The 19,552-nt window shown below is 59.3% G+C and carries 23 protein-coding genes and 1 pseudogene; 6 read left to right on the forward strand and 18 right to left on the reverse strand.

What is annotated here, in order from left to right; translation table 11 throughout:
• Positions 1-143 precede the first annotated feature (143 nt).
• A complete protein-coding gene (panS, locus tag ABH944_RS22345) occupies positions 144-1,112 on the forward strand; it encodes a ketopantoate/pantoate/pantothenate transporter PanS (protein WP_404608889.1) in 969 nt (322 codons plus the stop codon).
• A gap of 114 nt (positions 1,113-1,226) precedes the next feature.
• A complete protein-coding gene (locus ABH944_RS22350) occupies positions 1,227-1,493 on the forward strand; it encodes a cupin domain-containing protein (RefSeq protein ID WP_404608891.1) in 267 nt (88 codons plus the stop codon).
• A gap of 84 nt (positions 1,494-1,577) precedes the next feature.
• On the opposite strand, the gene oxlT is transcribed toward ABH944_RS22350, so the two are convergent.
• Positions 1,578-2,882: an oxalate/formate MFS antiporter gene (gene oxlT / locus ABH944_RS22355; protein ID WP_404608893.1), complete on the reverse strand. Its 1,305-nt coding sequence runs from the start codon at positions 2,880-2,882 to the stop codon at positions 1,578-1,580.
• Between the two features lie 323 nt (positions 2,883-3,205).
• A complete protein-coding gene (gene nhaR, locus ABH944_RS22360; RefSeq protein ID WP_404608895.1) occupies positions 3,206-4,099 on the reverse strand; it encodes a transcriptional activator NhaR in 894 nt (297 codons plus the stop codon).
• A gap of 142 nt (positions 4,100-4,241) precedes the next feature.
• Here nhaR and ABH944_RS22365 point away from each other — a divergent pair, with 142 nt between their 5' ends.
• The 3 genes from ABH944_RS22365 to ABH944_RS22375 all read left to right on the forward strand — a co-directional run bounded on the left by ABH944_RS22365 (position 4,242) and on the right by ABH944_RS22375 (position 6,410).
• Positions 4,242-4,556: a TFIIB-type zinc ribbon-containing protein gene (locus tag ABH944_RS22365; RefSeq protein ID WP_404608897.1), complete on the forward strand. Its 315-nt coding sequence runs from the start codon at positions 4,242-4,244 to the stop codon at positions 4,554-4,556.
• Between the two features lie 75 nt (positions 4,557-4,631).
• Positions 4,632-5,099 carry a CBS domain-containing protein gene (locus tag ABH944_RS22370; protein ID WP_404608898.1) on the forward strand — a complete coding sequence of 156 codons (468 nt, stop codon included), beginning with the start codon at positions 4,632-4,634 and terminating at the stop codon, positions 5,097-5,099.
• Between the two features lie 474 nt (positions 5,100-5,573).
• Complete coding sequence (locus tag ABH944_RS22375) at positions 5,574-6,410, forward strand: EamA family transporter (RefSeq protein ID WP_404608900.1); 837 nt, start codon at positions 5,574-5,576, stop codon at positions 6,408-6,410.
• A 35-nt stretch (positions 6,411-6,445) separates the two neighbouring features.
• On the opposite strand, the gene ABH944_RS22380 is transcribed toward ABH944_RS22375, so the two are convergent.
• The 8 genes and pseudogenes from ABH944_RS22380 to ABH944_RS22415 form a co-directional block, all read right to left on the reverse strand.
• Positions 6,446-7,033, reverse strand: a complete 588-nt coding sequence (locus tag ABH944_RS22380) for a hypothetical protein (RefSeq protein WP_404608902.1) — start codon at positions 7,031-7,033, stop codon at positions 6,446-6,448.
• A gap of 284 nt (positions 7,034-7,317) precedes the next feature.
• Positions 7,318-8,490, reverse strand: coding sequence for a metallophosphoesterase (locus tag ABH944_RS22385; protein ID WP_404608903.1), 1,173 nt, complete (start codon positions 8,488-8,490; stop codon positions 7,318-7,320).
• A gap of 395 nt (positions 8,491-8,885) precedes the next feature.
• Complete coding sequence (locus ABH944_RS22390; protein ID WP_404608905.1) at positions 8,886-9,233, reverse strand: hypothetical protein; 348 nt, start codon at positions 9,231-9,233, stop codon at positions 8,886-8,888.
• 187 nt (positions 9,234-9,420) lie between these two features.
• Entirely contained in the window at positions 9,421-10,113 is a 693-nt protein-coding gene (locus ABH944_RS22395; RefSeq protein ID WP_404608907.1) for a nitroreductase, read from the reverse strand.
• A 103-nt stretch (positions 10,114-10,216) separates the two neighbouring features.
• The gene (locus tag ABH944_RS22400; protein ID WP_404609090.1) at positions 10,217-10,489 is read right to left on the reverse strand and encodes a hypothetical protein; all 273 of its coding nucleotides are present in this window, start codon (positions 10,487-10,489) and stop codon (positions 10,217-10,219) included.
• Positions 10,490-10,572: 83 nt separating this feature from the next.
• Positions 10,573-10,728 carry an acetyl-CoA hydrolase/transferase C-terminal domain-containing protein gene (locus tag ABH944_RS22405; protein WP_404609091.1) on the reverse strand — a complete coding sequence of 52 codons (156 nt, stop codon included), beginning with the start codon at positions 10,726-10,728 and terminating at the stop codon, positions 10,573-10,575.
• Between the two features lie 25 nt (positions 10,729-10,753).
• A pseudogene (locus ABH944_RS22410) lies at positions 10,754-11,006 on the reverse strand (hotdog family protein); the annotation flags it as partial.
• Between the two features lie 472 nt (positions 11,007-11,478).
• Positions 11,479-12,012, reverse strand: a complete 534-nt coding sequence (locus ABH944_RS22415) for a hypothetical protein (protein WP_404608909.1) — start codon at positions 12,010-12,012, stop codon at positions 11,479-11,481.
• A 323-nt stretch (positions 12,013-12,335) separates the two neighbouring features.
• Between ABH944_RS22415 and ABH944_RS22420 the strand changes: the two genes are divergently transcribed.
• Positions 12,336-12,857, forward strand: coding sequence for a DUF6572 domain-containing protein (locus ABH944_RS22420; RefSeq protein WP_404608910.1), 522 nt, complete (start codon positions 12,336-12,338; stop codon positions 12,855-12,857).
• Positions 12,858-13,140: 283 nt separating this feature from the next.
• Here ABH944_RS22420 and hfq read toward each other — a convergent pair whose 3' ends face one another.
• The 8 genes from hfq to ABH944_RS22460 all read right to left on the reverse strand — a co-directional run bounded on the left by hfq (position 13,141) and on the right by ABH944_RS22460 (position 19,527).
• Complete coding sequence (gene hfq / locus ABH944_RS22425; RefSeq protein WP_062090630.1) at positions 13,141-13,470, reverse strand: RNA chaperone Hfq; 330 nt, start codon at positions 13,468-13,470, stop codon at positions 13,141-13,143.
• A gap of 665 nt (positions 13,471-14,135) precedes the next feature.
• Positions 14,136-14,360, reverse strand: a complete 225-nt coding sequence (locus tag ABH944_RS22430) for a hypothetical protein (RefSeq protein ID WP_404608912.1) — start codon at positions 14,358-14,360, stop codon at positions 14,136-14,138.
• 163 nt (positions 14,361-14,523) lie between these two features.
• Positions 14,524-15,093 (reverse strand): TetR/AcrR family transcriptional regulator, encoded by a 570-nt coding sequence (locus tag ABH944_RS22435; protein ID WP_404608914.1) that lies wholly within the window; start codon positions 15,091-15,093, stop codon positions 14,524-14,526.
• Between the two features lie 232 nt (positions 15,094-15,325).
• The gene (locus tag ABH944_RS22440) at positions 15,326-16,654 is read right to left on the reverse strand and encodes an LLM class flavin-dependent oxidoreductase (RefSeq protein ID WP_404608916.1); all 1,329 of its coding nucleotides are present in this window, start codon (positions 16,652-16,654) and stop codon (positions 15,326-15,328) included.
• A gap of 207 nt (positions 16,655-16,861) precedes the next feature.
• Entirely contained in the window at positions 16,862-17,245 is a 384-nt protein-coding gene (locus ABH944_RS22445; RefSeq protein WP_404608917.1) for a DUF427 domain-containing protein, read from the reverse strand.
• A gap of 315 nt (positions 17,246-17,560) precedes the next feature.
• Positions 17,561-17,857: a YciI family protein gene (locus ABH944_RS22450; protein ID WP_404608919.1), complete on the reverse strand. Its 297-nt coding sequence runs from the start codon at positions 17,855-17,857 to the stop codon at positions 17,561-17,563.
• A gap of 20 nt (positions 17,858-17,877) precedes the next feature.
• The gene (gene catC / locus ABH944_RS22455; protein ID WP_404608920.1) at positions 17,878-18,162 is read right to left on the reverse strand and encodes a muconolactone Delta-isomerase; all 285 of its coding nucleotides are present in this window, start codon (positions 18,160-18,162) and stop codon (positions 17,878-17,880) included.
• A gap of 30 nt (positions 18,163-18,192) precedes the next feature.
• Entirely contained in the window at positions 18,193-19,527 is a 1,335-nt protein-coding gene (locus ABH944_RS22460) for a short-chain fatty acid transporter (protein ID WP_404608922.1), read from the reverse strand.
• Positions 19,528-19,552 lie beyond the last annotated feature (25 nt).

Raw genomic sequence — 19,552 nt, forward strand, 5'->3', positions numbered from 1 at the left:
CGGTCAGCCAGGCCTGGAACACCCTTCTGTTCGCTTCGCCATATCGTTGATCGCCCACCCGCCCCGCGTGCACGTCCATATCCATGCCCCGGCGCCTTGGGCAACGCCCTTATCAATCAGAAATCAGCCAGGATCGTCTCTCCATGCTTTCGCGTGTCACTCGCTTGTTTCCCCTTTGGGCCGTTCTCATTTCGGTCGTCGCCTACTTCTCGCCGGCCTCGTTTACAGGCATCGCGCCACACGTCACCCTGCTACTCACCATCATCATGTTCGCGATGGGCGTGACGCTTTCATTCGCCGACTTCCGGCGCGTTTTCACCCGGCCGGCGCCGGTCATAGCAGGGATCGGGCTGCATTACCTGGTGATGCCGCTCGCAGCCTGGGTAATCGCAAAACTGCTGCGCATGCCGCCTGACCTGACTGCGGGCATGGTGCTGGTCGGCAGCGTCGCCAGCGGCACGGCGTCGAACGTGATGATCTATCTCGCGCGCGGCGACGTGGCGCTGTCCGTCACCATCAGTGCCCTGTCCACGCTGGTCGGCGTATTCGCCACGCCGCTGCTGACGCGCCTTTACGTGGATGCGTCGATTGCCGTCGATGTCCACGGCATGCTCATGAGCATTCTCCAGATCGTCGCGCTGCCTATTGTTGCCGGGCTGGTCATCAACCAGTTGTTCAACAAGATCGTGCGCGCGATCGAGCCCGCATTGCCGATCGTTTCGATGATCGCGATCCTGCTGATCATCTCGGCCGTGGTGGCGGGGACGCAGAAAAGCATTGCGTCAGTCGGCTTGCTGGTGATGCTGGGGGTGATCCTGCATAACGGTATCGGCCTGCTCGGTGGATATTGGGGCGGCCGTCTGCTTGGCTTCGATGAAGCCGTGTGCCGCACGCTCGCAATCGAGGTCGGCATGCAAAATTCGGGACTGGCGGCGACGCTGGGCAAACTGTATTTCACCCCGATCGCAGCACTCCCGGGCGCACTGTTCTCAGTGTGGCACAACTTGTCCGGATCGTTGCTCGCCGGGTACTGGGCCGGGAGGCCGGCGAAAGGGTCGACGCGTGATCTCGAAGCGGTGGAACTGGCGAAAGGCCCGCGGCTGGAGAGCTGAGTGGAGTTGAATTTGATCGGGGGTGATGCGGTGCATCGGCCCCCTTCCCCCTGCACCGGGGCGTTTCAACTTATATTAAGGGGTGGGTAAAGCTCAGCTAGAAAGGGAACGATCATGGAACGCGACGATTTCATCGAAATGCTGGCGCGCGAGGGTTTCCAGACTACCGTACTCGTGGAGCGGGAAGCCGGCGCGTCTCTTGATGATCACGCGCATTCGTTCGAAGCGAAGGCGCTGATTCTCGAGGGCGAATTGACGCTGTGCATTGCCGGCAAGGACACGCTCTATCAGGTCGGCGATGTGTTCCATCTGAAAGAGAACGAAACCCACAGCGAGCGTTACGGCTCCGAAGGCGTCTGCTATCTGGTGGGCAGGAAATAGCAAAGCGGCCGGATGAAAACCGGCCGCTCCTTCATTGGAAACGAGCGAAGCCCACGCACACATCGGCTTCGTCCGAACGTTTGATCACTCCTTCAAGGCCGAACCGAACGGCATGTCGGCTAGCGCGGAAGCATGCTTCTGCTTGTGAGCTTGCCGCATTGGCTTGAGCACAAAGAGCGCCAGCAGCGCCGATGCCGCGGCCATCCCCGAGGCCAGCATGAACACCGCATGCCAACTGCCGGTCGCAGCCGTAATCACGCTGCTGAACGGCACGAGCAAGGCCGCCGTACCTTTCGCTGTGTAGAGCAAACCCGCATTGGTGGCCGCGAACTTTGGCCCGAATGTATCGCCGCACGTCGCGGGAAAAAGACTGTAGATCTCGCCCCAGGCGAAGAAAACAATACCCGTCAGCACCACGAACGCCACCGGGCTCTGCCCATATTTCGACAGCAGCAAAATGCCGATCGCCTCAATCGCAAACGCGATGAACATGGTGTTCTCGCGGCCGATGCGATCCGAGATCCAGCCGAAGAAAGGCCGGGTCAAGCCGTTGAGGACCCGGTCGATCGTCAGTGCGAACGTGAGCGCGGGCAATGTCAGGCCAAGCAATGAGACCGGCGAGTCATGCAGGCCGAAGTCCTTCGCAATGGGACCAAGCTGTGCGGTCGCCATCAGGCCGCCGGCCGCCATCATCACGAACATGAGATACATCACCCAGAAGATCGGCGAGCTCACGACCTGCCTGGGCGTCGCGTTATAAACAGCGCTCTTCAAGGCGCTCTTGACCGATGCAAGCAGACTTGCGGGCGGCGCATACAGCGCCATCCCGAGCAGGAACACGACCAGCCCCTGGCCAAGGCCGAACCACAGGAAGGTGGCTTCGTAGCCGCTGCTCTTGATCATGTGCGCGATCGGCACGACCGTTGCGGCCGATCCCGCGCCGAAGCCGGCGGCCGTGATACCGGCTGCCAGGCCACGGCGAGTGGGGAACCACTTCAGCGCATTGCCAACGCACGTGCCATATACGGCGCCTGCGCCGACACCGCCCACGGCCGCGGCGAAATACAGCAACGGCAACGACGAAGCCACCGAGTTGAGCGCCCACGCAATCGCGCAGAGCAGGCCACCGCCCACGACGACCGGACGCGGGCCGTACTTGTCGACGAGATAACCTTCGATGGGAACCAACCAGGTTTCCGTCACTACGAAGATCGTGAACGCTACCTGAATGGCCGCGCGGCCCCAATGGTGCTTTTCATCGATCGGATTCACAAACAAGGTCCAGCCGTACTGCATATTCGCGATCATGGCCATGCAGATCACGCCAAACGCAAGCTGCATCCATGGCGACGCTAGCCGCGCGGCATCTTCCTGGCGATTTGTATCCATCACTGTCTCCTTGGCATTTGCTGCCTTGTATTCGGGACGCCGAATGGACGTCTCCGTCATCGCCCGTCCTTGGTTTTGATGGCGATGGAATACACAATATGTAATATATCAAGTAAGTACAATGAAAGAATTGACAGGGTTTTTACCAGATCGGGTTAATACCGAAAGAAATATGCAAGCATATTTCCGAATGTCCCGCAGGGCAAAAAAAGGCCCGCAGGCATGCCTGGCGGGCCGAGACATGATGCGCGACATGGCGGTCCGCAACACGCATGACAGTTATAGTAGAAAGTTAAATGTAATGTAAAGAATCTTCTTCCCTTCTACGCATTGAACAGTTCGCTGCGTGCCGTGCTCATGATCGACGATATGGCGGGATGGCTGATCCGCCGTTCAATGGAGATGGCGAAGAACTCCTCAACGATCGTGTCGATGCGCCCGACCGCAATCAAACCGTGCTCACGTTTGAGTTGCGCTGCCAGGACCGTTGGTGCGAACAACACGCCTCTTCCCTCGCGGCCGAAGGCTAGCGTCAGCGCACTGTCGTCGAACTCTCCCACCACGCGCGGCGAGATCGTGCGCGATTTCAGCCAGTGATCGAGTTTCCTTCGGACTGCTGATTCCGTACCGGGCAACAGCACCGGCATGTCGCTCAGCGACGCAGGAAAGGCCTTGGCAGCGCGCGCAGCCAGGGCTTTGGACGCGAAGCAACTGAGCGTCGAGCGGCCGAGCGAGTGGTTGAACGCCTTCACGTTCACGTCGGGCGGGATGGGTGCGTCGGCAATGATCAGGTCCAGGCGATGCACCGCCAATTGCGAAAGCAACGCATGCAGTTTGCCCTCGTGACAGATCAGCCGCAGTGAATCCGAGAGGTTCAATGCCGGCTCGAGCAACCTGTAAGCCACCGTCTTTGGAACCGAATCCGCTACGCCCACACGCAGTTGCGTCCGCGCAGCCTCCTTCTCCTGCCTGACCGCACTTTCCAGCTCGGCGCCAAGCGAGAAGATTTCATCGGCGTAGTCGAGTGCAAGCCGGCCCGCATCCGTCAGTTCGAGGTTGCGGCCGCTCTTTTTGAAGAGCTTTTTATTGAGCGCGTCCTCAAGCAATTTGATCTGGCCGCTCAGCGTTTGTGGCGTGATATGCAACTGCGTACCGGCGCGCGCAATGCCGCCCGCATGTGCGGCGGCCCAGAAATAATACAAATGCTTGAAGTTCATCCATGCCTCCGCGGCAATGCCTGGGTACATCGGGATAGATCGGTTTTTCCGATGTATCGACGCCTAAAATACGAATTTTACATTAAGCCTACATCCGCTACATTGAGGCTTCGCTTAGGTGTTTGACGAAGGAGTCAACGCAATGAAATGTCCAGTGTGCAAGACGCCGGATCTGTTGATGACGGACCGCCAGGGAATCGAGGTCGACTACTGCCCGACATGTCGCGGCGTGTGGCTGGATCGCGGTGAACTCGACAAACTGATCGAGCGCGCCGCTGATGAACCGGTTCAGCAAGCGCAGGCGGCCAGTACGCCCGTTGCGCGACGCCATGATGAAGGGCGCCATTACAACGATCATGATCGACGCCACGGTTACGGCGACGACGAGTATCGCGACCGGCGTTACCCGCACAAAAAGAAGAAGTCGCTTCTCGGCGACCTGTTCGACTTCGGCTGACGAAGCAGGCTGAAGAGCGCGCTTACCCGTGCAACATGAGCAGTTGCTCAACCCTATTTTTAAGTGAGGCACACGATGGCAACCGTCGCGCAATTGCTGAGTTCGAAAACGGATCAATCATTTCACACGATCGAGGCGTCAGCGAGTGTCTTCGACGCGATCAAGCTGATGGCGCATAAACAGATCGGTGCGCTCGTGGTCACGTCCGGAGAGCACATTACCGGCATTGTGACCGAGCGCGACTACGCCCGGAAAATCGTGTTGCACGACCGCGTGTCAAAAGAGACGCCCGTGGGCGATGTCATGTCGCGCGCCGTCCGATACGTTCGCCTGAATCAAACGACGGACGAATGCATGACGCTCATGACCGAGAACCGGATACGTCATCTTCCGGTGATCGATGGTGGCCTGCTGATCGGCATGGTGTCGATCGGTGATCTCGTCAGGAACCTGATTGCCGAGCAACAGTTCACGATCCACCAGTTGGAGCACTACATTCGCGGCAACAGCCACGGAGCAGAGCTGGCGGTTGAAACACGCTAGACATGCTCTGCGATTCCTGGGAAAACTCTGCCGGACTAAATTTAAATCGAATAACGCTCTTGGCGAGGTCACGTTGCACGAGGTGCGCAAACGCCCTCTGTAGCCCTCGCCTGAATTTTCAAGCTCTACCAGGCACTGCCCAACTCCACATTGAGCCTGCCACCGTCATGCATCGCCTGGATGATGCGAGCCCAGGCGGCTCTGATCCAACCGGTTTGCCGCAAGACCTATGCGCATGGGTTTTCGCTGCGGTAAGGGCAGGCAAGCAATGCACCGTGGAGGTGAACGCGGCGCGCTTCGGATCTGGTCGGGCGGTAAGTCATGAAGGGCGGCTCGCCTGGGCCAGCGGCAGCCCCTGTTCTCTGTCATAATGGCGTTTCGCCGTTTGCCACTTTTTGCCGCTAAACGCCTTATCTTGCCATGCATGCGCTTACCCACGCGGTTACCCATGCTGTCGCCCTTCCCGCGGTCCTGATGCAGCCTTTCATCGTCCTGCTCGTCCTGTTCTCCGCGCTGCTGCACGCCACCTGGAACGCCTTCCTGCATACCAGCGGCGACCGTGTCTGGCAGTTCGGCATGATGTCTTTTCCCTACCTCGTGTGTTCGGCGGTCGTGTTGCTGTTCGTGCCCGCGCCGGCGCGGGAGAGCTGGCCGTATATCGCTGCATCGGCGGCTTTGCAACTCGGCTATTGCATCGCACTCGCGAAAGCCTACAAAGCCGGTGACTTCGGACAGATCTACCCGATCGCCCGCGGTCTCTCGCCCCTGCTCGTGTTTGCGGGCGCATTCGTCTTCGCGGGCGAGCACCTCCGGCCGCTCGCGCTGGCAGGCGTGATGCTAGTGTCGGTGGGCATCATTTCGCTGGCCTTCCGCCGGCGCCGCTTCGCCACCGCCAGCGTGCCGGCTGCGCTCGTGACGGGTGCGTTCATCTCCGCTTACACAATCGTGGATGGCATTGGCGTACGCGTGGCGGGCAGCGGCTTCGGCTATATAGCGTGGGCGTACATCCTCTTCAATGTGCCCCTTGCCGCAATGGCTTTCTACCGATACGGCGGCCCGCGCCGCCTGTTCCTCGACGACCCTCGGCGCTCGCTGCAAGCCCTGGGCGGCGGCGTGATCGCGATGGTCGCGTACACCATCGTGATCATCGCGTTTCGCTACCTGCCCATTGCAATGGTCTCGGCGTTGCGCGAGCTCAGTTCGATCTTCGCGGTTCTGATCGGCTGGCTGTTCATGCGCGAAAAGCTGACCACGCGGCGAGTGCTGGCGTGTGCACTCGTCACGGCCGGCGCGGTCCTGATCCGCATTTAAGTGACGGTTTGCCGATTTTCAAACACCTTCGCGCATTATTTAGCCGCGGGGGTGACTTCCACCGCCGTGGCTGAAATCAATACAGCGTGAACGGTGTCGCCCGGTTTCAATTTATACGCGGCAATTTCAGAGCTTAAATCGAAGGTTTCTGTACGCCACGGGCCGCGCAGGGTAATTGTCTTGTTCTTGTTATTGATACTCTGCACTGTCGCGACAATCTCGGTTTCGTGTGCGGCGCCAAAACCCTGAGAACCCGATCCGGGTGCATAAACGTCGGTATCAACACGTTTTCGCAATTCATCGCCCTTCGTTGACGCTTTCACTGCCCTCACCAGCATCGAGTCCCTGACCTGAACATCCACGCGATCGCCAATCTTCAAGGCGTCGAAGTTCGTGACTTCCTTACCGATCACGACCGGCATGACCCGGCCTTTCGCGCCTTTAAGCGTCAGACTCCGAGTAGCCGGGTCGATCCCGACAATCTGCGCATGGATCTGTTTGGGCGGGGCATTCAGCACCGATTGAATTGCGGCACTGGAAAGTTGCTGATCGGTTTGCGCACTGACATGCGCAGTCACCGTCAACAAGGCAAGCGATAAAGCCACAGTCCATTTTACGTTCATGCAGTTTCTCCGGGCGAAGGAAAACGAAATCGCGTACCGAATCGAATTATTGATTCGATTCGGAAGCGTCAGCGCATTAATTTTCGAACGCTATTTATACAGCGCACACCGGAGCCCTGTCCATGAAATCGCATTAATTACTGGTTATCAAATAATTGAATCAGACGTGTATAATATCGGAGATATTTTATTTTTAATAATGACTGGTCCGATTCAACAGGAATTCGACGCGACGCCGGTATCCCTTTCAGGACACCGGCCAAAGCCTGGTCTTCATCTAATACTCAGACAGAACGCGCACCGCTCACGTTCACCAGACGCAAACGCGTAATTTCAGACGGGGCGCCGATCCGTATCGGCGGTCCCCAGTAACCGGTGCCGCGGCTTGTATACACCCACAAGCCGTTGAGCTTTTCGAGTCCGGCAACGAACGGTTGCTGTAACCGGACGAAGAAATTCCACGGCAAAAACTGACCGCCATGCGTGTGACCGGACAATTGCAGCGTAAAACCCGCTTTCGATGCCGCCGGCGCACTGCGCGGCTGATGGGCGAGCAGGAGACGAAACGCAATGTCGGCTGGTGCGCCGGACATGGCCTTGACCGGATCGCTTTTGTGCGCCGGATCGAAACTCCCCGCTCCGTAGTCCGTCACGCCGGCTACGACCGCGCGCGCCCCGTCGTGATTCACAACCACGTGTTCGTTAAGCAGCACCTTCAGCCCAAGCCCGCGGAATTCCGCGATCCACTTGTCCGCGCCCGAGTAATACTCATGATTGCCGGTGACCAGAAACGCGCCATGCCTCGCCTTCAGGTCCGAAAGCGGCCGCGTATGCGCGGCAAGATGCGGCACCGAACCATCGACTACGTCGCCAGTCACGGCGATCAGGTCCGGCGACAACGCATTGACCGCCGCCACGATCTTCTCCACGTAATGACGCTTGATGGTCGGTCCCACGTGGATATCGCTGATCTGCACGATGGTGAATCCATTCAACGCGGCAGGCAGGTTCTCAATGGGCACATCTACATTTTTCACCCCGGCGCGCCGCCGCGCGCTGTAGATGCCGAACAGCGTGACCAGCACGGCGAGCAGCGGCACGCCAAGCGCGCTCCAGGCGATAAAAGCAGGCCAGCCGCCCGACTCCTTGTGCACGCTGCTGATCAGGTGCAGGACAAGCAACACGATATCGCGGAGAAACGTCAGCGCCAGCAGCGACGAGAAGAAGCCCATGGTGAGCAGGCCGATCCATGCCAGACGATCCGACAGCGGCTGCTGGCTAATGTTGCGGGCGGCCATGCCGAGCGGAATCAGCAGGCACGAAACCACGAGTGCGAGCACCGCGAGCCATCGCAGCGGTGCGCCAACGGGTGCAACCGGAATCAGGCGCACGCCTATGTACACGTGAAACAGAATCCCGATACCGATGACGCGGATAAAAAACGCGGAACGTCGCATAAACCGCCTGGTGGAAGGTGAAGCCGGTAAGTTGCAACCGAGATTGAGGCTGGCGACTGCTAACGTCGCGATCCGTCGCGATCGGTCAAAACGTTGGAACGTCTGAAGAGAAACCCGGCCCGAAACGGCATCCGATTCTACCGGTTCACCAAAAAAACTGCCGGTGCCCAGCCGTCGTTATACGGCTCGCAACCTACATGCCATAAAGGATTCGTCAAGCGTCGCACTTCGTGCAGACAGCGGCAAGCGTGACGAGTCCAGGCCTGCAACCGCACAGGAATGCGGGTTTGGGCGGCAACCCGGCGAGGACGCCCAAGCGAATGGCGTCACTTGAAAAAATAACCCGCTTGAAGCGGGTTATTTTCGTGCAGCCACACTACGGCCAACTGCTGCGTTCAGGGTGCTGACGCTGCCTTGGCTGCCGCCGCCTTCTTCTCCGCATTCTGGATATTTTGCGGGTAGTTGGTCTGGTCACCGCCGGGCTGATAGCCGTTCTTTTCCAGGGTTTTCAGTTCGGCGTTCTTCTTCGCGCGGGCAGCCTTGCGGGCGGCCTTGCGTTGCGCTTTCTGCACCTGTTTCGGTGTGGAAGCACCGGTGTCGCTCGCAGCGGTTTGCGCCATTGCGACAGGGGCAGTCAGCCCAGCGATCGATACTGATACGACAAGAGCCATTGCAGCCATGCGGATTCGGTACATAACGAGATTCTCCACGAGAAGCGGTTTTTTTTGGTGCGGCAGCGCCATGGCGTCCGCCGCGTTTGTCGTGCTGGACCTGCATGCTTCGTTACGTGCCAGACAATCCCGCCTTTACAACCCTGTTCGCGAGCCATCGGACACGCGTGGGTATCTTAACCAACTCTTTATAAAAACGTGTAGCACATCCGTTAGAACTAAATCAGAAAACCGGGATTTCCCCATGTTGGTGATGCCGTCACTTCAAAAACCTCACAAAACCGTCGACCTCTTCGCGCTTGCTGACAAGCGCATTCTCGGGTTGTGACAGATCCGCGTAACCGATGCTCATGCCGCACACCACGATCTCGTTGTCAGGCAGCGCCAGGTGTTCCGCGATGATCCGGTGGTAGCGATTGAACGCGGCCTGCGGGCAGGTATCCAGCCCGAACGCGCGCGCCATCAGCATGACGCTCTGCAGGAACATGCCGTAGTCGAGCCAGGAACCCTGCTCCATGGTGCGATCGGTGACGAAAATCACGCCGACCGGCGCACCGAAGAATTCGAAATTGCGGCCAAGCTGGACCTTCATACGGGTTTTATCGTCGCGTGTTATGCCCAGCAGCGAGTACAGCGACCAGCCGAGTTCGCGCCTTCTGTCGATGAACGGCGAGGTCCAGTTGCGCGGGTAATAGGCGAATTCCTCTTCGTGCAGCTTGTCCGCCTCGGGATCGTTGTACACGGCAAGGATCTTGCGTGAAAGCGCGTCGCGCGCTTCACCAGTCAGCACGTAAGCCTTCCACGGCTGTGTGTTGCTGCCCGACGGCGCACGCCTGGCGTGATCAAAGATCTGGTGCAGGGTGGTTTCGTCCACCGCGTCGGGCAGGAACGCGCGAATGGAACGGCGCGACATCAGCGCCTGCATCACGGTCACGGTTGCGTCATTGTTCATCAAGGGCTCTCGTCTCGGGATCGCATGCCCTGAGCACGGTGTGTTGGCGCCCAGGCGTTCGGCGGATACTGTATCGCGTACCCGCCGAACGCGCCCGGCGTGCTCACCTGAACCGCGTGTTCGCCAGCTCGACGGCTTCATCCGCGCAGCTGTTCGACACCGCGTGCGGCATGTATAGACCGAAACCCTTTGCCCGCGTCCACTGGATCTTCGACGGCAACGCAATCTCAGGCTTATCGGTCACCACATCGATCAACGCCAGCGCCGGCCGCGCACACGCACGCCTCAACGCATCGGGCGAATCCTTTGACTGTTCCACTCGAATGCTGAAGATGCCCGCCGCTGCCGCGATCTCCGCAAAGTTGGTCGCGCTCAGGTCCTGGCCAGATCATCCGTAATGGTCCGGCCCAGGATGAATGCCCCCGGCTTAAAGTAAATGAAGGTCACCCGCCTGCGCCGTCAGCGTGTCGCGAACGTCGGGGAGACGAGACGGATAAATGCGGCGACTCGTTGTGTCGGCGACAAACCCTTCAGGTTCGCCACGCCGTATCCCGTGACCACCCGGTGCGTGTCCGTGCGCGGCGTGGTCGCCGGGCTGGCGAGACGGGCAACCATCTTTGCAAAGTAGTCGGCCCGCTTCTTCCGGGGAATGGCCGCGCGTGCAGATCAGAATCGGGACGGCGCTCGAACGTCATCACTACTTTGTTATCCTGATTAATCCTCCTGGTCTCCACCCCGACAATGCCCTGTGTCGGCCTGCTGGCCGGCTCGTGCCTGGCCGACACCTTGGACTCCGCCTACAGCGTGTCGCCCGCGAATACCGGGTGCGTGGCCTTGACCTTATCCCAGGCAAGGTTCGCCACCACCTTTGCGCTCACGGTGCGTACGCTCATTGAGCACCTTCAAGTGTTTACCCAACGCGTTCATTCCCGTCACGATCCCTCCCGAAGACAATGCTGCATTATTGGTGCCAGCCTCCGGAAAAACAGAAGCCCCGGGGCTTCAACCCGTGCCGCGTGACGGTTTCACACCGCTTGCGATCAGGTGGTCGAGCAGTTACGTAGGCAACGCTTCGCGTTCGTTCACGCACACGCGCATCTCGCGCGACGCCCAGCTATAGCTCAAGCTGAGCACGCGGAAATAAAAAAATCCATCCGGCTTGCGCCGGATGGATTTTTTTAGCGATAACGCCGGGTCGCGGAGGTACCTGGATTGCCGCGTTACCGCACTTCCGGAGAAGCTCGAAACCAGCCGGTTTTACCCGGCCGGTTCGCCGTTCGTTATCCAGCGGGGATCCGGATCACCAACGAGGTACGCATGATGGCGTTTCGGCGAAACACCGGCAATCGGAGGAATCCGACTGCTTTACTTGAGCACCTTGCCGGTACTCAGCTCATTCGGGTTGACGACATCAACCAGCACACGCGTACCCGGAACAACCGTGGCCGCAGCCTTCGGCGAATTCGTCTGCACCGTCAGCTCAGCGCCTTGTGTGTCCCTCAGCGTCACCGTGCGGCCGTCAACGCTTGCTACGCTAGCCACGGTCTGATTGCCGTCCGGCGAGGGCGTTGCCGCCAGGGTCGCAGAATCGAGCACGGTCAGCCTGACCGCGCGCTCGGTCGTTCCAAACACATTGGTACCGGGTTTGATCTTGTCGAGGTTCGGTACGTTGTCGCCAACCTTGAACACCTCAGCGGCGCCCCGCGCATTGATGACCGTCACCTGGTGCGTGTTCATATCCACCGACTGCAGTTTGCCGCCAATACCCACCGACGTGGTGCCGTCGATTGACGCCGCGAACGCGCCTGTCATTACCATGGATGACGCAGCCGCAACCAGCGCGGACTTGAAGGACCAGAGGGCTTTTCTTGACTTGGTTGAGTTTGACTTCGATTTCATTTTGCTACTCCTGCCGGACAAAGAGGGTTCTGCTCGTGCGCCGTCCGATCTAATCGCACAAACCGTTCAAATAACGTGAACCCAGTTTGTTTTTCGGGATGAGCACTGTCAATCTACCCGGCCTATTTTTAGGTATCCTCCTATTTCAAGAAGTTGGTTTAAGCTATGCACCAAAATAATCAATTTCAAAGCATGTTGAATGCCGCGAAGCCTGAAGGTCGTACACTGTTGCATTCACGCCCCGCGTACTTATTTAGGATGACGCAGTCCATTACAATACGCACCTGCAATCTTTGCCCGGCATCGGGCGCTGGGGAAATACCATGTCTCTTCTCGACGTAGACACTATCGATTACGTCGGCGTAAACATTCTGTTCAAGCGCGTGTACGTCGGCATTTTCGACGACCTCGACTGGGACGACGCAGCGACGCATTTTGCGTTGCTGACAAGAAAGATCGATCGTTACACGCAATACGTCCGTTCCGGCCAGCTACTTGCCGCTTACCCCCAGGTACGCGGTTATCCGGTGTGCATTGAGTACGTTGCCATGCGACCCATGACCCGCGCGGCCGAGGTCTTCTGGAAGACACGCGAGACGCTGATCCGGGCGAGCGGTTTTGAAGTCCGGTGCCGTACTGTCGACGTGCGGCATGCGCTGGCCTCGGATGCCGGGGTGAGGGCGGACAACGCTACCGTCGCGACTGAAACGCGGCTGGAATCGGTCGTCAACGCGCTGGATCTTGCAACCCGCCCAGTTCGCGATGAAAAACCGCGTGAGGATATCGTGCATGCCGGGCGCCGCGCAGTGCTGGTAATGCGCAAGAAAACGTCCTCAGGGCGATGAGAACAGCCAGACAAGGCAGCGTATTGTGACGAACTGGTGACAAGTGCATGTACATAAAAAAGGCGAGGCCCAGTGGGCCTCGCCTTTTTTATGCGTTTTTCCAAGTGTCGTGAGGGGAAGATTTGGGGTAGCGCAACCGCCTGCTCCGCGCTCCTGTTGTTTTCCCTTCCCCAGCCTTTCAGCGTTCAGCTGATCCGGCGACCCACTGCCGGCTTTCCACTCTGTCACCGTGGCTCAGCTCACACACCAGTTCCGCCTGACGCACGAACGGGGCACTTCACGTTCACTCGTTGCCCATATTCGTCGGCAAGCGCCGTTTATGGGAAATTGCAACGGGACGCTTTGAGTCTGCGTCACGCGGGGCACCCGCGCCGGTACGCGCCGTTCCGGCGGTGAACGCTTTGCCGGTGTCTTCCTGGATGGTCGAAATCGAATGCTTGTAGACCGCCTGGATACCGGCGGCGGAACTCAGCATGACCAGATACTGGTCGAACGATTCGATGTGACCAACCAGCCGGACCCCGTTGACGAGGAAAATTGCGACACGTTTGCGCTCCTTGCGGGCGGCGTTCAACACATCGCTCTGACTTTGCTGCTGGTGTTCTGTAGCCATTCTCATTCGACCTGACGTTAGTATTTCGGACTGTCCCGACGGAGATCCGCCAGAATCTTGATGCATTACACAGTGCGTGCCCGGCAAACTCGCTATTGAGTTCCTGTGAAACAGCTTGCGCTGACCGAATGCTACCGTTTCTTGCCGCTCGGTCGCACAAAGCAGCACCCGGCAGTGACGCGCGCTTCGCCAATCCAGCGTGTCATGATGCCAGATGACGGCACCGCGCACTGTTTGCTCCCTTTCGAGCAACGCCGCGCCGTGGAGTTCAAACTTCGCACGAAAATTCAGTTCGGGCTATTGCCAAGCCCGATAAAACCGCTCCCAACTGCACGCCCAATACTAACTCGCTGAAATAGCGCGTGGGCATGGCCCTTGAATGTCAACAAGATCAGAAACGGACAAACTCTCGCCGACCGACGCCGCGGACCGGGGCGGACAACTCCGAAGCAGTTGCTGAAAAGTCTTGCGGGTTGGATTCTGTCGGATGCCAGGCGGCCCGGCGCGCGGGAAATTCGCCATCATCGGCACAGAGGAAAGGGACAAAAAGCCGTCACGGCCGGTTTCCCGGACAGCAACAGCCTTTTGCGTTCGCCGCCGGCTCATCAAAAAAGGAAACAAAGAACAGGAAGCAGGAGACGGCGGCTGAATTCAAACGCTCAGTGTTATTGAGCGGGAGCTGCCGGCTTCTTATGTTTGTGCTTGAAGTGGGGTTTGCCCCTCGAACTTCCCGGCGTGGAGCTATTGTCACCCCCCATGGTCGGACCGGCGGTTGCGGCGCCATGCGCGTTGCCGCCGCCCGACCCACCGTTGCCGTTGCCCTGGGCCGCCGCCATGCCGGACGCGCCAAGCAGGATGGCCGATACGCAAATCAGGTTAAGTACTTTCATCGTCAATCTCCAAAGAGCACGCATAGAGTACGATTCAGGATCCGGTTGCCGGCCATCCGGACTCGTGGCTGACAGGCTGGAGTCGGCAGGCAGACAACGGGTCGAATGTAATGGATCGGCCACACGGCTTCAAGAATTGTTTCCATTCAACCCGGGCGCGCTCTCAGCTCACCGGCCCCGGCAACAAGGGCGCCAGTTGCCCGGCAACGCTGTCCAGAATCTCCTTCGACAAAGCCGGGTCCGACACCGCTCGCGCCAGGCCGATCGCGCCCAGACAGGCGCTCATTTGCAGGATCGCGCGGGCGCGGCGTTCAGCCGGATCCGCGATATCGAGCAAACCCTCCGAGAACGCGAGATTGTGCTTGACCCGCTCAGTGAATACCCCGCGCGTGGCGTCGTTGCTGCGCCCGACATCACCTAGCAAAGCGCCCAACGCACAACCTTGACCCGGGGCGTCCCGATGCGCTTCGCTCAGGTAATCGCGCACCGCCTGCGCCAGGTTTTCTGCACGTGCTTCCCATACGTCGAGGCTCTTGAATGCAACCTCGAGCGCCTCGGTTACGAGTTCGTCGCGCGATTCAAAATGCTTGTAGAACCCGCCAACCGTCATGCCGGCTTCCTTCATGACATCGGCAACGCCAATGCCGTCCAACCCAAGTTCCCGAAAGCGCCGTGCCGCCACATCGACGATCCGTTGATGCGTTGCCGCCTTCTCTGCCTGTGAATGTCCCATGACCTTCTTTTGTCCTGTGATGGGGTAACTCTCAGCACCCCCGAAACATCAATCTTAATGCAGAACAGGAATGGCTCAGGCGCGGGCGGGTTCGACGCAGTGGTCACCACCCCCTGCTTGCGCACGTTACTTTTCGCAATCCGATGTCAGTTTATTCAGCTATGCGAAATAATTGGGTACGAGATATTTCCTGTTTTCAATGACGCCTCCATCAGACGGCGTCATGCATGCGTCAATCCTTGAAGAAACGGTTGCCCGGTCTCGGCAAACCGAGATTCTCCCGCAAGGTAACCCCTTCGTATTCACGTCTGAAGATGCCTCTTGCCTGCAATTCGGGAACGACCTTGTCGACGAAATCGTCAAGGCCGCCCGGCAGGTAAGGGAACATCACATTGAAGCCGTCAGAACCCTCCTCCACAAGCCATTGCTGCATCTGGTCGGCGATCATCGCGGGAGTGCCGATCATTTCCAGCCCCGAATAACCGCCGACCCGTTGCGCAAGCTGGCGGATCGTGAGCTTGTCGCGGCTCGCCCATTCAATCACGCGCTCGCGGCTGCTTTTGCTCGCGTTGGTTTCGGGTATTTTGGGCAGCGGACCGTCAGGATCGAAGCCCGATACATCGTGGCCAAGCATGATCGAGAGCGAGGCAATACCGCTGTCGTAATGCACAAGGCTGTCGAGACGCGCGCGCTTTTCCAGTGCTTCGTCCAGCGAGTCACCGACCACGACGAACGCCGCCGGCAGGATCTTGAGATGCTCGGGGTTGCGTCCGAGTACCGCCATGCGGCCTTTGACATCGGCGTAAAACTGCTGGCCCTGCGCCAGCGTGGTCTGCGCGGTGAAGACAGCTTCCGCCGTTTCGGCCGCGATCTGCCGGCCTGCTTCCGACGACCCCGCCTGCACGATGACCGGCCAGCCCTGCACGGGCCGCGCGATATTGAGCGGCCCACGCACCGAGAGGTTCTCGCCCTTGTGGTTCAGCACATGCATCCTGGCGGGATCGAAGAAGGTCCCGCTTTCAACGTCGCGAACGAACGCGTCGTCGGCCCAGCTATCCCAGAGGCCGGTCACGACGTCAAAGAACTCCCGCCCGCGCCGGTAGCGCTCGCCGTGCTCCACGTGTTCGTCCAGGCCGAAATTGAGCGCAGCGTCCGGATTGGCCGTGGTGACCAGGTTCCAGCCCGCGCGTCCGCCGCTCAGGTGGTCGAGCGAGGCAAAGCGCCGGGCGACGTGGTAAGGCTCGTCGAACGTCGTGGATGCTGTCGCGATCAGGCCAAGGTGCTCGGTCACCGCGGCAAGCGCCGACAATAATGTCAGGGGTTCGAACGACGTAGCCGTGTGACTTCGCTTCAGTGCCTGGGTAGGCATGTTGAGCACGGCAAGATGGTCGGCCATGAAGAACGCGTCGAACCGGCCGCGCTCCAGCGTCTGCGCAAAACGCTTGAGATGCGCGAAATTGAAGTTTGCGTCCGGGAAGGCGCCGGGATAACGCCAGGCTCCGGTGTGAATGGTGGCCGGGCGCATGAAAGCGCCCAGGCGCAAGCGACGTTGCGTGGTCATGGGATTCCGTTCCAGCGTTGATAAGAATGCCTCGACAGCGAGGCATGCGCTTCGCTCGCGGACGCGGCGTCATCGATAAAATACGTCGAATGGCAAAAGCGTGCACGAACCGCCATGAATGCAGAAACGGCCCGGCCGGCCAGCAGTTTTCAGTGCGCGTGTCGTCGCCACTGCAACCGTCCGCAGTGGCGAGGTCACCTACCCGTGTCAGCCTGCGGGCTGCACGTCGAACTTGTCCACGCGATCCGTATAGAAGGCCAGATGGTCCTTGATCTCAGCGACCGCGGGATAGGCATCTTCATAGGTCCATATCGCGTTCACGGAGCGCTCGCCGCCCAGCGGAATGCTGTAGTAGGCGCAGTCGCCCTTGTACGGGCAATAGGTCGTGTGGTCCGTGCGCTGCAGCAGCGACATGTAGACGTCCTTGCGCGGAATGTACTGGACCGCCGGGTACGACGCTTCACGCAACGTCAGCGCCTCGCGCGTGTCCGCAATGACACGCCCGCCGATAGAGACAGTGATGCGCGCCGGATTAGGTTCGATCGTGATGGGGTGGTCGGGTCCGGGAACCCGGACGGTTTTGGTCTGCATGGCTTCGCGCTCCTTGAAGCGAGGGTGAACGGACTCAGCGTGGTGAGATAGTCGTTACCTACGAATACTGCAGCGTATCGGAAAGCGCGCTTTCTTGCCGTGACCCCCGCGTGCTCGCGGACCGGCGCGGGTTTGGCGGATCTGCCACCCGCTCGGCGTGGCCGCGTTAAAAGGGGGACGTAAGAGGCGGCGCCGGGAACCCGGCAGACGAATCGGCGTATGGAAATGACGGTGAAAGAATGATCCGGTTACCTGGTGTCATACACCTCGTCATGCCGGACGGAGTAGAGTACCCCGCACCGGACTAGCGACGCGCTACAAATAACCCTTGCCGTCGATATATGCCTTGCGCCAGCGCGTAATTGTCACGCGCTCGAATAGACCCGCAAGCGCGAAAGGGTCCTTCGCGATGAAACGTTCAGCTTCCTCGCGCGTGTCGAGGGCGACCACATACAGGCCGCCGCCGGCGTTACTGCCGTCGTCCTGGAGCTTCGCCCCGCACGCCAGCAGCAGCGCCTTGTTCGCTTCGAGGAAGGCCAGGTGCACGTCGCGCTGCTGCGTGCGTACCGGCGCGTGACCAGGCTTGTCCCAGGTTTCGATAATGAACGGCATGACAGCTCCCCTCATCGAACTCAATTCTGCGCGATCGCCGACGGATGCTGGGCTAGCGGCGTGACCTGGATCGCCATGTAGGGAAAGAGCGGCAGCGAGCTTAGCAACGTATGCAGCTCGTCATTGGACTCGACGTCGAAGACGCTGTAGTTCGCGTACTGCCCCACCACGCGCCACAAGTGACGCCACGTGCCTTCATGCTGCAGCTTTTGCGAGAACGCCTTCTCGTCGGCCTTCAGCCTATTGGTGAGCTCCGAATCCGCATCGGCAGGAATCTGTACCACCATATGAACCAGGAACAACATGATCGAACCTCCGCAAGATGATTGAACCGCCTAGCCCCATGCCAGGATCGCAACCGTATAAACAATGCCGATCCAGAACATCATGATGACGGTATAGCCCATGATGTCCTTCAGTTTCAGCTTCGACAAAGCGAGTGCCGGCAAGATCCAGAACGGCTGGATCAAGTCGTTCCAGGCGTTGCCGAGCATGACAGCGGTGGCCGTATGACCCACGGACGCACCAATCGCCTTGGCCGCCTCGATCATGAACGGGCCCTGGATGACCCAATGACCGCCGCCGGAAGGCGCGAAGAAGTTGATGAAGAACGAACTGACGAGGCCCCAGAACGGCAGCGTATGCGGCGTCGCGATCTTGACGAAGAATTCGGAAAACGTGTTGACCAGTCCCGACGACGCCATGATCGCCATGATGCCCGCGTAAAACGGATATTGCAGGATGATGCCGCTGATCGTCCGGATGCCTTCGTTGAGTTTCTCCACATAACGAATGGGCGTGCCCAGCAAAATGATGCCGAGAAACAGGATGATGAAGTTGATCAGGTTCAGGTCCATCGTGCCGCCGCCGTGGAAATACAGCACCACGTAGACCACGCCGATCAATCCGATCAGGCCGCTCAGCAAGCGGCTGTTGTTCAGACGGCCGGCGAATGTACGGTCATCGCCGGCGTCGGCGGGAACCGCCGCTTGAGCCGCCCGCGTGCGCTCTTCAAGCGTACGGTCGATCTCGGTCACCGGTTGGCCCGGCTTCGGATGCAACCACGCATTGAGCAACGGCAGCGTGATCAGCACGATCAGGCTGGTGATGAGCATGGTCGGCGAGAAGATGGTTTCCGAGAGCGGAATCACGCCCATCTGCGCTTCCATCGGGTGGCCCTTGGTGGAGATGAGCACTGGAATACTCGCCGACAAACCAAGACCGTAAAGCGTAAAACCGCTATAGGCCGACGCAATGATCAACGGGTAGTGCACGCCCTTCACGCTGAGCGCCAGCTTGCGCGCAACAATGCCGCCGATCACCAGCCCGAAACCCCAGTTGAGGTAACTGCCGATCCCGCCCACCAGCGTGGCGACAATGATCGCCATGCGCGGATCGTGTACCCGCATGACGATGCGATCGAGGAATCGCTCGGTTAGTGGAGCGGTCGCGAGCACGTAACCCATTGCGAGGATCACCGCCATCTGCGTGGTGAATGCAAGCAGCGTCCAGAAGCCTTTGCCCCAGCTGGTTGTCAGCACCACGATGCCCTGGCCCTGCACCAGGACGGCGAGAATCATGGTGAGCAGCGTCAGCCCGATAGCAAAGACGAACGGATCCGGTAAATACTTGCGCATCAGTTCGGTGAAGAATCCGGTTATTTTCTGCATTGCACTGTCTCTGAAATATTATTTA

Origin of the sequence: Caballeronia udeis, assembly GCF_044909315.1 — a bacterium.
GTDB classification, from domain to species: Bacteria; Pseudomonadota; Gammaproteobacteria; order Burkholderiales; family Burkholderiaceae; genus Caballeronia; species Caballeronia udeis_A.

Coding starts and splice junctions, on each gene's coding strand:
- panS (WP_404608889.1), top strand. CDS start 144: ATGCTTTCGCGTGTCACTCGCTTGTTTCCCCTTTGGGCCGTTCTCATT.
- ABH944_RS22350 (WP_404608891.1), top strand. CDS start 1,227: ATGGAACGCGACGATTTCATCGAAATGCTGGCGCGCGAGGGTTTCCAG.
- oxlT (WP_404608893.1), bottom strand. CDS start 2,882: ATGGATACAAATCGCCAGGAAGATGCCGCGCGGCTAGCGTCGCCATGG.
- nhaR (WP_404608895.1), bottom strand. CDS start 4,099: ATGAACTTCAAGCATTTGTATTATTTCTGGGCCGCCGCACATGCGGGC.
- ABH944_RS22365 (WP_404608897.1), top strand. CDS start 4,242: ATGAAATGTCCAGTGTGCAAGACGCCGGATCTGTTGATGACGGACCGC.
- ABH944_RS22370 (WP_404608898.1), top strand. CDS start 4,632: ATGGCAACCGTCGCGCAATTGCTGAGTTCGAAAACGGATCAATCATTT.
- ABH944_RS22375 (WP_404608900.1), top strand. CDS start 5,574: ATGCAGCCTTTCATCGTCCTGCTCGTCCTGTTCTCCGCGCTGCTGCAC.
- ABH944_RS22380 (WP_404608902.1), bottom strand. CDS start 7,033: ATGAACGTAAAATGGACTGTGGCTTTATCGCTTGCCTTGTTGACGGTG.
- ABH944_RS22385 (WP_404608903.1), bottom strand. CDS start 8,490: ATGCGACGTTCCGCGTTTTTTATCCGCGTCATCGGTATCGGGATTCTG.
- ABH944_RS22390 (WP_404608905.1), bottom strand. CDS start 9,233: ATGGCGCTGCCGCACCAAAAAAAACCGCTTCTCGTGGAGAATCTCGTT.
- ABH944_RS22395 (WP_404608907.1), bottom strand. CDS start 10,113: ATGAACAATGACGCAACCGTGACCGTGATGCAGGCGCTGATGTCGCGC.
- ABH944_RS22405 (WP_404609091.1), bottom strand. CDS start 10,728: ATGGTTGCCCGTCTCGCCAGCCCGGCGACCACGCCGCGCACGGACACG.
- ABH944_RS22415 (WP_404608909.1), bottom strand. CDS start 12,012: ATGAAATCGAAGTCAAACTCAACCAAGTCAAGAAAAGCCCTCTGGTCC.
- ABH944_RS22420 (WP_404608910.1), top strand. CDS start 12,336: ATGTCTCTTCTCGACGTAGACACTATCGATTACGTCGGCGTAAACATT.
- hfq (WP_062090630.1), bottom strand. CDS start 13,470: ATGGCTACAGAACACCAGCAGCAAAGTCAGAGCGATGTGTTGAACGCC.
- ABH944_RS22430 (WP_404608912.1), bottom strand. CDS start 14,360: ATGAAAGTACTTAACCTGATTTGCGTATCGGCCATCCTGCTTGGCGCG.
- ABH944_RS22435 (WP_404608914.1), bottom strand. CDS start 15,093: ATGGGACATTCACAGGCAGAGAAGGCGGCAACGCATCAACGGATCGTC.
- ABH944_RS22440 (WP_404608916.1), bottom strand. CDS start 16,654: ATGACCACGCAACGTCGCTTGCGCCTGGGCGCTTTCATGCGCCCGGCC.
- ABH944_RS22445 (WP_404608917.1), bottom strand. CDS start 17,245: ATGCAGACCAAAACCGTCCGGGTTCCCGGACCCGACCACCCCATCACG.
- ABH944_RS22450 (WP_404608919.1), bottom strand. CDS start 17,857: ATGCCGTTCATTATCGAAACCTGGGACAAGCCTGGTCACGCGCCGGTA.
- catC (WP_404608920.1), bottom strand. CDS start 18,162: ATGTTGTTCCTGGTTCATATGGTGGTACAGATTCCTGCCGATGCGGAT.
- ABH944_RS22460 (WP_404608922.1), bottom strand. CDS start 19,527: ATGCAGAAAATAACCGGATTCTTCACCGAACTGATGCGCAAGTATTTA.